General features: G+C 31.2%; 9 protein-coding genes and 1 pseudogene. 4 read left to right on the top strand and 6 right to left on the bottom strand.

Features of this window, described 5'->3' with window-relative positions:
• Positions 1 to 156: 156 nt before the first annotated feature.
• From IR083_RS21260 to IR083_RS21270, 3 genes are all read left to right on the top strand, one after another.
• Entirely contained in the window at positions 157 to 471 is a 315-nt protein-coding gene (locus IR083_RS21260) for a helix-turn-helix domain-containing protein (RefSeq protein ID WP_194225828.1), read from the top strand.
• A gap of 282 nt (positions 472 to 753) precedes the next feature.
• Positions 754 to 1569: a hypothetical protein gene (locus tag IR083_RS21265; protein ID WP_194225829.1), complete on the top strand. Its 816-nt coding sequence runs from the start codon at positions 754 to 756 to the stop codon at positions 1567 to 1569.
• A 13-nt stretch (positions 1570 to 1582) separates the two neighbouring features.
• Entirely contained in the window at positions 1583 to 2128 is a 546-nt protein-coding gene (locus IR083_RS21270; RefSeq protein ID WP_194225830.1) for a hypothetical protein, read from the top strand.
• Between the two features lie 366 nt (positions 2129 to 2494).
• Here IR083_RS21270 and IR083_RS21275 read toward each other — a convergent pair whose 3' ends face one another.
• The 6 genes from IR083_RS21275 to IR083_RS21300 all read right to left on the bottom strand — a co-directional run bounded on the left by IR083_RS21275 (position 2495) and on the right by IR083_RS21300 (position 7889).
• Positions 2495 to 3457 (bottom strand): hypothetical protein, encoded by a 963-nt coding sequence (locus tag IR083_RS21275; RefSeq protein ID WP_194225831.1) that lies wholly within the window; start codon positions 3455 to 3457, stop codon positions 2495 to 2497.
• Between the two features lie 2 nt (positions 3458 to 3459).
• On the bottom strand, positions 3460 to 3660 hold the full coding sequence (locus IR083_RS21280) for an NUMOD3 domain-containing DNA-binding protein (protein WP_194225832.1): 201 nt from the start codon (positions 3658 to 3660) through the stop codon (positions 3460 to 3462).
• Positions 3661 to 3968: 308 nt separating this feature from the next.
• Positions 3969 to 4976, bottom strand: a complete 1008-nt coding sequence (locus tag IR083_RS21285; RefSeq protein WP_194225833.1) for an AAA family ATPase — start codon at positions 4974 to 4976, stop codon at positions 3969 to 3971.
• Complete coding sequence (locus tag IR083_RS21290; protein WP_194225834.1) at positions 4963 to 5274, bottom strand: helix-turn-helix domain-containing protein; 312 nt, start codon at positions 5272 to 5274, stop codon at positions 4963 to 4965. The genes IR083_RS21285 and IR083_RS21290 overlap by 14 nt, the downstream gene beginning before the upstream one ends.
• 269 nt (positions 5275 to 5543) lie before the next feature.
• Positions 5544 to 6530, bottom strand: a complete 987-nt coding sequence (locus tag IR083_RS21295; RefSeq protein WP_194225835.1) for a hypothetical protein — start codon at positions 6528 to 6530, stop codon at positions 5544 to 5546.
• A 15-nt stretch (positions 6531 to 6545) separates the two neighbouring features.
• Positions 6546 to 7889 (bottom strand): site-specific integrase, encoded by a 1344-nt coding sequence (locus tag IR083_RS21300; RefSeq protein ID WP_194225836.1) that lies wholly within the window; start codon positions 7887 to 7889, stop codon positions 6546 to 6548.
• Between the two features lie 495 nt (positions 7890 to 8384).
• Here IR083_RS21300 and IR083_RS24505 point away from each other — a divergent pair.
• A pseudogene (locus IR083_RS24505) lies at positions 8385 to 8566 on the top strand (DDE transposase family protein); the annotation flags it as partial.

Raw genomic sequence — 8566 nt, forward strand, 5'->3', positions numbered from 1 at the left:
TTAATTATTTACACTGCAAATATAACGATATAACATTACATTTTAAAATAAAAACAAAGCAAATGTAATGATTTAGTAAAACTTTAACACTTTTTCGTAGTGATATATAGATTTGATAGGTATTTTTGCGAATGATATACCATTACAAAATATAAAATGGAAGAACTCAGGATAAAAGAAATACTCAAACAGCAAGGTAGGACCATGCAAGACCTTGCTGATATGATTGGGATTAACAGGGTAAACCTTAGTAATTCGCTAAATGGAAATCCAACTTTGGATAGATTGAAACAGGTTTCAGATTGTCTTAACGTTGATTTAAAAGACCTATTTAAAGAAAATAAGAAAGATGAAATTCAAATATTTGGATTAGTCAAAATCAACGAAGATGTTTGGATAGTAGATAATTTCCCAACATTGGAGCAAATATATAATCAAGCAAAATCATTGAAAGAGAAACAATCTGAATAAAAATATTATAACTTTGTGCTAACTATTAATCAAAGCGTTGATAATATAGTTATTTATTAGAATTTAAAAGAAGCGTTTAGTAATACCTTGTCATCGAAATCGCCAATTTCATACACCACAGGGTTGCAAACTGAATGCTCACGTTTCGTATAGAGACGTGGGCTTTAGTTCGTTTGTGGTGGGGTGTTTGGCGATACCTGATGACAGATGACTGAAGTTCCACGTCTTCTGTTTTATATTAATGTCTATTTGGGACTGATAGGCAAATAAAACTATTTTTATATGAAAAAAATTAATTTATTCTTTGTTGCTATTGCAATAGCATTAACATTCAGTTTTACTGCTTGTGGTTCTTCTGATGATGAAACCGATGATGGTTTGTCAGTACATAAAAGCAAAATCTTAGGTTGTTGGGAAGTTGATAATGAAAATATCACTTACTACTATGAATTTACTCAGGATGGTATATGCTATATATGGCAAACCGAAAATGGAGAACAAAAAGATTATGCTAAAACTAAATACAGCCTTATATATGATAATGTTGGTACATATCTTCTACAAATGTCGGGAAGTAAAGTAAGTGATAGTTTTGAATATCAGTTTGAGAACAATACATTCGTCTTTCTAAGGACAGAAGGGGGCGGCACACTGACCAAAACTACAAAACCTGACTATTTAGAATATAATGATGTTGAAAAGCCTGTTAAAGACTTAAATGTACTTACTTTCAATGGACATAGTGGTGTGAAAGTTACAACTTATCTTGAGAACAAGGGTTTTGGTCTTAATGATGGAACAAATCGAAAACTCACCATTACTCCTCAAGATAAATCACTTAAACCAATGGTATTTTACTTGAGACATTTTGAGAATTGGTTTAATTTGGAACACTGTATAGGAAAAGATATATTTAAAACGGGTTATCAAGTGGGGGTTGTTTCCATATTGTATGATAATAAAGACTTCTTTTGGGAAGAAAGTATAAGCACTAAGGTTGTTAGTGCTAAAGATGGGATTTCCATCCTTGAATTAAATATTATAAGTAAAGATAAGTCAATAGACGTGAAAGGTTATATTGAAGTTGTATATAAATAAAATGAGTAAGACAATGAAAAAGAATATATTATTTATACTATCAGTACTTATTTTCAGTGTAGCATTTATGTCATGTAGTTCAGATGATAATAACGATGATAATGATACAGGTTCTGCTAAATATGATTTGTATCTTGATAACGCGCAACAAAAAACATCCTCTATCAGCAATATTGAATACAATGAAACCAATATGGTTGGAGAACCACAGTTAAAAGTATATCTATATGGTGATGACGGTTCTCAGTTTACAACTCTTACAATGACCTTCGACAATCTAAGATTAGCAGATATAAACGTTGGAGATGACTTAATTTCAAAGAATGGTGTAATAACTTTCTATATGCTTGTTTGTGATAAAGGTACATATACTATGGGAGATAAAATGACTGACCAAAATGGAAAACCTATTTATGTTGGTTACATGGGACAAGCTATTGTGAAAAGTTTTGATAAGTCTAATAATAATATAGATATTGAGTTTAAAGATACTAAAGTTACTGATGGTAAAAATAGCTCCATAAGTATCAAAGGACGTATAAAATCTGTAATAAATTAGATTCTGATTACTTATAGTGAATAGTAAAAGTAGGTTTTAATGACCTACTTTTTTATTTTCCCCAAAATATCAAAATTTCACATAGCTGACCATAAGATATAAGGTTTTAACCTTAAAAATCATTATAAAAATAACGTAACACGTTGTATATCTGAATAATATTAAAAATGCAGGTTCGTATAATCTATATACAATACATGGTGTTTTATATCTATTTCATTACCAATTAGATAGATATAATTGAAAAATCAATATTAAATAACCTATTTTTTAGTATAAAATGACATGGTAAATTATTGATATAAAAGACAAAAGCCCACTATTGTGAGCTTTCAGTAGGGGCGTTTATTAATTACCCTCACAACATTACATAACCAATAAATCCAATGGGATATTTTCATCATCTTTTTTAAATCGAATTATTGAGTTGAAGAAGTGCTCAAATACGCACCATTGAAAACCCTTGTTGAAAAGCATAGCTTCATCCAATGGTAGATAATATTTATCAAGGAACTCCCTAAACTTCTCATTGGTAAACCTTATCTCTGACCTGTACAGTTTTGTTGGATTACCATATTTTTCTTTGATATATTTTTTACCACTTGAATTATCTATTTCATCAAGTTTGTTGTAGAAGCATAGAGAAGGTGCATCAGCCTTGTTTCTAATTGCTTTTTTCGGCATTATGTACAAAGTCATGTCCTTATACCTATTCATATCTCCAACGTGCAGAAATCGAAGCTCAGGACGATTTTCTTTGCGGTCTACAATTTTCTTCCCATTGAGTATTGTTGTTAACTTCTTATCCCTAATATATTTTTTCATGGTATAAGCCATGTTTCTTCTTGTGGTATCTACAAATATTTCACAAGCTGTCAGGTTATTCAATTCCAAACCTAAATGGTCTGTGATATAGCTAAGGTAGTATGCCTTAGTGTCATCGTAGAGTACTTGATTTTCAAGATAGACCCATACTTTTCTTAGGTCGGTGGTTTCTTCATCATCCTCTTGTGATTTTAGATTGAATCTTAGTTCTCCAAATTTCATGGATTGTATTTCCCTATTTTCATTTACATCATCATAAACTATTGCGTATATATCATTATAATGCTTTCCTTCAATGCGGTATAGAGTAAAATCATACAACTCATATATCTCAGGTCTGTTGGTTTCCAATTCTGATATAATAGAATCATTGAGAACGTTATAACATAGTCTTAATTTATCCATACCTATTTTCATCCTATATCTTTCCATAAACTCATGTAATTGAGTTAGATATATCAATTTAGTTTCGTCATCATAATTTCGTATTTCACTTGCTATCATAGTTATTTCTTTTTATCATTATTATCTTCATCATTGATTGATGGAATTGACGCCCAATAATCACGCATTGATTGAGCAATCTTAGCTTTAGTAGTTTCATCACGTGGTTTCCCCGCATTGGGGTTCAGCATGCCCTGTTTACTAAGTGACATCTTCCACTTTGTTCCATCATTTGTAATCTCTCTCACAATTCTCTTTGCCATAATTTTTATATTTTATTTTTATTATTTCAAAACATTGGTATAGAAGTTTAATATGCTTCTATATAGATAAATATGACGATAGTTCCAATAGTATAACTTTTTTGAAATTATTTTTTCAGAAAAATGGTTCAATATAGATGAATATTTGATTTCCAATGTTTTATTTAGAATTCTATGTAAGAGACTATACCCTATATTTTGGGGTGGGTAGTTCAATTGAAAATAGAGGTTCAATTGTTTTTGTCCCACGTGTCCCATTGTCCCAACCTCTGAGAAGTGGGACATTCGGGACAGGTTGGGACAGAAAACTACTCTTTCTTGTCTAATCTCTCAGCTTTACTTTTGGTAATACCAAGTTGTTCTGCTATGTTTCTGTAAGTAACATTTTCTGACCTCAATTTCTTGATATTGGTAATCAATTCATCTTTGTCTTTCTCACTTGGTAGTTTCAGTAGTTTGCTTTCTTCTCCATGCCCTATAAACTCAAGTTGTAGAAAGTTTGATGGTTTAGAGATTTCAGCAATAACAACATTATCCGCATGATATACATGTTCGCAACTTCTTTGTTTCAATTGCTTTATATATCGTAAGTCATCAGTAGCACTTTTTCCTATGGCAAAGCAACTATCGATAAAGTTTGCAATCATAGAACTCCCTTGCAAATCATTAATGGTTAATGGGTTAGTCGCATCACGTTTAGGAGTGTGTGCTAATGCCATGATTGAAAGAGCATACTTTGTTTTTAACATTTTCAATGTCTTCATTAGAGGTAGAGCATCTTTCGCTGTCTCAGTTCCACTTTTGAGAAAGGTCAGATTGTCAATAATAAGGACTTTAGCATTAGTTTCTATTATTTTTCGTTCTATTGCTTGATATACAGCAGTTTCAAAATCCATATCAGTTATAGTATTAGGATTTATCTCAATACGTTTGAAATTATCATCAAATGGATAATCGTCTGTTTCATCATCATTGGTATATCTTCTTTGAAATTGTTTGTCTGTCAATTCACAATCAAGATATAAGACTTTTTGTTTGGATGCTTGAAGTTTGAAACTACCTATTGGTTCTCCACGACTTATACTGTCTGCAATTTGTACCGCAAGGATAGATTTTCCAATGTTGGTACTTGCAAATAGTATACATAACTCGCCCTCAAACCATAATTCTCCACATAACATTTTGGGTGTTGGTTTCTTTTTAGCTTCTTGTATCCACTCATTAGCAGATTTCATAATAAGCAAATCATTGTATTCAGGAAGGGGAGTGCTTGGCACAGCCCCTTCAATAGTTTCATGTATATTAGTTGCTTCCATGTCTTCCCTCTCCTAATATCTGTTTAACATCATTCATCTTATACATTCTCTTACCCCCTACCTCAATAGGAACTAAGTAATTTTGTTTACCCCATCGCCACAAAGTGGATTTATCTACTCCAAGCATTTTTGCTACTTCATTGCGATTGATATAAATCTCATTTTTCACATTAGCTACTTGTTGTTCCAACTCTTGGTGCGTCAATCTTACGATATATTCAGCCCACTCTTTTAACTCTCCTGCTTTTACTGTAATATTTACATCAGGATATTGTTCTACTATATTTATTATTTGCATTCTACTAATTTTAAATTTACAATATTCTTAATTTATATCTAATGACTCTCTCTATCCAATATTCTGCGATATATCTTCAATTGATTGTGAATTCCGCATCAATTCACCTTGTCATTATTTATACAACAAAAATACTATTTAAATATCTGAAAAATAAATAATTACACTTGCGCATGCTTGTCAACAAGCCTACGCAAGAAGAAACAAGCAGACATGAAAAAAGTGCAATGTTTTCACACTGCACTTGCTTTAATAATAAAGGTATATTTCTATCTCACTTTGCTTAATACATCTATTTGATGTTGAAGTTCTTGTTTTAATTGTTGTAACATCAATTTCTCATTACTTAAATCATTATAAAACTTATTCAATCCTTGATATGCCCCAATCTTCCCAAACTCTTCTTCCATACATTTATATAATGCTGCCCTTTGGCTTAACACTGATATAAATCCAAGATTTTCTAATGCTTTTATTGTTATAGCAACAACCTTCCCTTTTTCATTATCAAGTAACTCATGTAGTTTCTCCATAAGAGCATCTTTATTATCATGGTGGAGATAAGACCTAAAATCTCTTTCAACTTGAGATTTAATTGATTTAGATATTTTTTCCTCTTTTACTTCATTTTGTTTTGGACAATATATCCCATAAAGTTCATTCATTCTATCTTTAGTGGATTTTATCATGTCTCGTTGCTCTTTTTCCATGACAATTCTTGCAAAAAATCTGACCCCCATTCTATCCTTCAATGGTACACCTGCTTCTGCTAATTCGAACATATCCATCTCACCCCTATAAAACAATTCTTCATATCTTTTCCACCGCCACCAATTTTCTAATGATTCAAGTAGCAGTTCATCATAATTATCACCACCTTCTTTTTCAAACTTCTCTTTTGCTTCACGGTATAGGGCACTATTATTTATCTTATCCTCTGTGATTTTATCATCTCTTTCTTCTATTATTTTCTCAATTTCAGTTAAATCGTCTATCTTACTCTGAAAAAATATATCTAACAAAGATGGATTGTTGCTATTAATCAACAATCCATCAACTGCTTTCTTTATATCAATGAAAGCTATTTTGAATAAATCTTTCAGATGGTTCTTATAAACCTCAATATCTTCAAATCTATCACATGAAAATCCATTATATAACCCTGTATCATCATTATCAAACTCATCTTCACTATTAGAATTTCGTTCAAACTCAAATTTCTTAAGTAATTCTATAAAGCTATTATAATTATTCATGTGTATATCTAACTATTATTCCATCAAGTTTACAAGTTCTACCTTCATATCCTTATCAATACTTCTGTATCGAGCAAAAGCTTTACTACCCTCGCTATGACCCGATAATGCACCAACTAAGTTAGGGTCTTTTACCTTTTTATACAAATTCCCAACAAAAGTACGTCTCGCAAGATGTGAAGATGCTACCTCATTGATAGGTCGTTTCTCTTCTTCCCCTGTTGTTGGATTCAATATCGTAACGACACGAGTAATACCACATTGCAAAAATATATCTTTTATCGAATCATTATACTTTTGGGCACTGATAAAAGGAAAAAGTTTTCCTCTTTTGTCTACACCTTCATATTTTTTCACAAGAGCTTTGGCTCTATCATTTAATGGAACACTAACAGGGTCAGGGCTTTCATTCTTTGTCTTATGTGGTATGTAATCAATAGCACCATCTATTACATTATCCTTTGTCATTTTTAGAAGGTCTGAAACCCGACATCCTATGAGACACTGAAATACAAATATATCTCTTTGAACCTCTAAGTATGGATATTTGGATAGGTCATAGTCTGCTATTTGATTTCGTTCTTCTAATGAAATGTAATAAGGTTTACCATACTTTTCAGCCATTCCATTATACTTATCAAATGGTCTATTGTTTGTTATCTCTTGTTCATTACACCAATTAAAGAATGCTCGTAGTTTATTGAATAATGCACAGATGGTATTATTCCCTCTTGCATGAGGTTTTGGACATTTACGCTTGGTATTAACAATTGAAGGTATTTGTTTATATATATTTGGATATTTATTGTAAAGTATATGTTCATTTTTTAGAAAATCTTCAAAGTCTTCTATCACATCGCTGTTAATGGTTTCAACTGATAAATTGAACTTTGGTTTACCATTTCTTATCTGATAGAACAGCTCATAACGCTTCAAAGCCCTAATAAGTACATGGTAATTATTTTCTCTAACCTTAGATAATCTTCTTTTAGTTAAAAATAACTCCATCAAATCAAAGAGGTTATCTTGGGGTTTCTTATATTTATCAGGATACAAAGTTTCATCAACTAAATGTTCCAAAACCTCACTTGTTAGTTCTGTCTTGTGTTTATTTGTTTCGTATAAATCAGATAAAAGTTGCTTTCTTGCTATCACAGCTCGATTGATTTCATTGCGTTTTTCGGTATCGAAAACTACCCTCGCTTTTATACAATCATTCTTACTATCCCATACATCAGGTTTTACTTTAATATCACTACTATTGAATAATTGAATATCCCGACCATCGCTCACTCTAAATCTTACATTAACTTCTGCATTTTTTCTGTTACTTCTTACAATAGCTTTTACTGTTGCCATAATTTCTTAATTTAAATTTTACATTCGTTTAACTGAATGCAAATGTACGGCATTAACTATCTGTACTATAATTATTTGACTTGCATATGCTTGTCAACAAGCTGAGACAAGTAAAAACAAGAAAGAAGCAAATTTAACATCAATATTCCATCTGTATTTTCGGTTGTGCAAGATAGCCAAACTTGCACAACATGTATGCAATTTCGCACAATCTGATACAATCATATGAAATCTTGAAATGTCATAAACATTTAATATATAATGATATAGATTGCAACTCATTGTATATCATTTTATTATAAATTTTTCCGCTCCGAGTACTAAATCTTTAGCAAAGCGGTGTAATCACAAGATTACACCGCTTTGCTTTTACACCACATTTAAAATAGATTAAATTATGAATATTTCCGTCATCTTATTCATATATATTAGAGTTTATATTTAATAGTTTATTAAATCGTTCTTTTACATATCTTTGCGATTGATTAATCACAAATGAAATACGACAAGATTCTAAAAAATCCGAAACAATTATTATCATTAACCGGTTTTAGTTTATCGGAGTTTGAAGCATTTTTGCCAACCTTTAAGTATCATTGGGAAGAATATCATTCTCATTTTACATTAAAAGGTCAGCCTCGCATACGAGTTTCTTATGGGAGAAAGAGCAGTCAATT

It is taken from the genome of Dysgonomonas sp. GY75, assembly GCF_015234155.1.
GTDB lineage: Bacteria > Bacteroidota > Bacteroidia > Bacteroidales > Dysgonomonadaceae > Dysgonomonas > Dysgonomonas gadei.

Excerpts from the sequence above, each read along its gene's own strand:
- IR083_RS21260 (WP_194225828.1), top strand. The coding sequence starts at position 157 with ATGGAAGAACTCAGGATAAAAGAAATACTCAAACAGCAAGGTAGGACC.
- IR083_RS21265 (WP_194225829.1), top strand. The coding sequence starts at position 754 with ATGAAAAAAATTAATTTATTCTTTGTTGCTATTGCAATAGCATTAACA.
- IR083_RS21270 (WP_194225830.1), top strand. The coding sequence starts at position 1,583 with ATGAAAAAGAATATATTATTTATACTATCAGTACTTATTTTCAGTGTA.
- IR083_RS21275 (WP_194225831.1), bottom strand. The coding sequence starts at position 3,457 with ATGATAGCAAGTGAAATACGAAATTATGATGACGAAACTAAATTGATA.
- IR083_RS21280 (WP_194225832.1), bottom strand. The coding sequence starts at position 3,660 with ATGGCAAAGAGAATTGTGAGAGAGATTACAAATGATGGAACAAAGTGG.
- IR083_RS21285 (WP_194225833.1), bottom strand. The coding sequence starts at position 4,976 with ATGGAAGCAACTAATATACATGAAACTATTGAAGGGGCTGTGCCAAGC.
- IR083_RS21290 (WP_194225834.1), bottom strand. The coding sequence starts at position 5,274 with ATGCAAATAATAAATATAGTAGAACAATATCCTGATGTAAATATTACA.
- IR083_RS21295 (WP_194225835.1), bottom strand. The coding sequence starts at position 6,530 with ATGAATAATTATAATAGCTTTATAGAATTACTTAAGAAATTTGAGTTT.
- IR083_RS21300 (WP_194225836.1), bottom strand. The coding sequence starts at position 7,889 with ATGGCAACAGTAAAAGCTATTGTAAGAAGTAACAGAAAAAATGCAGAA.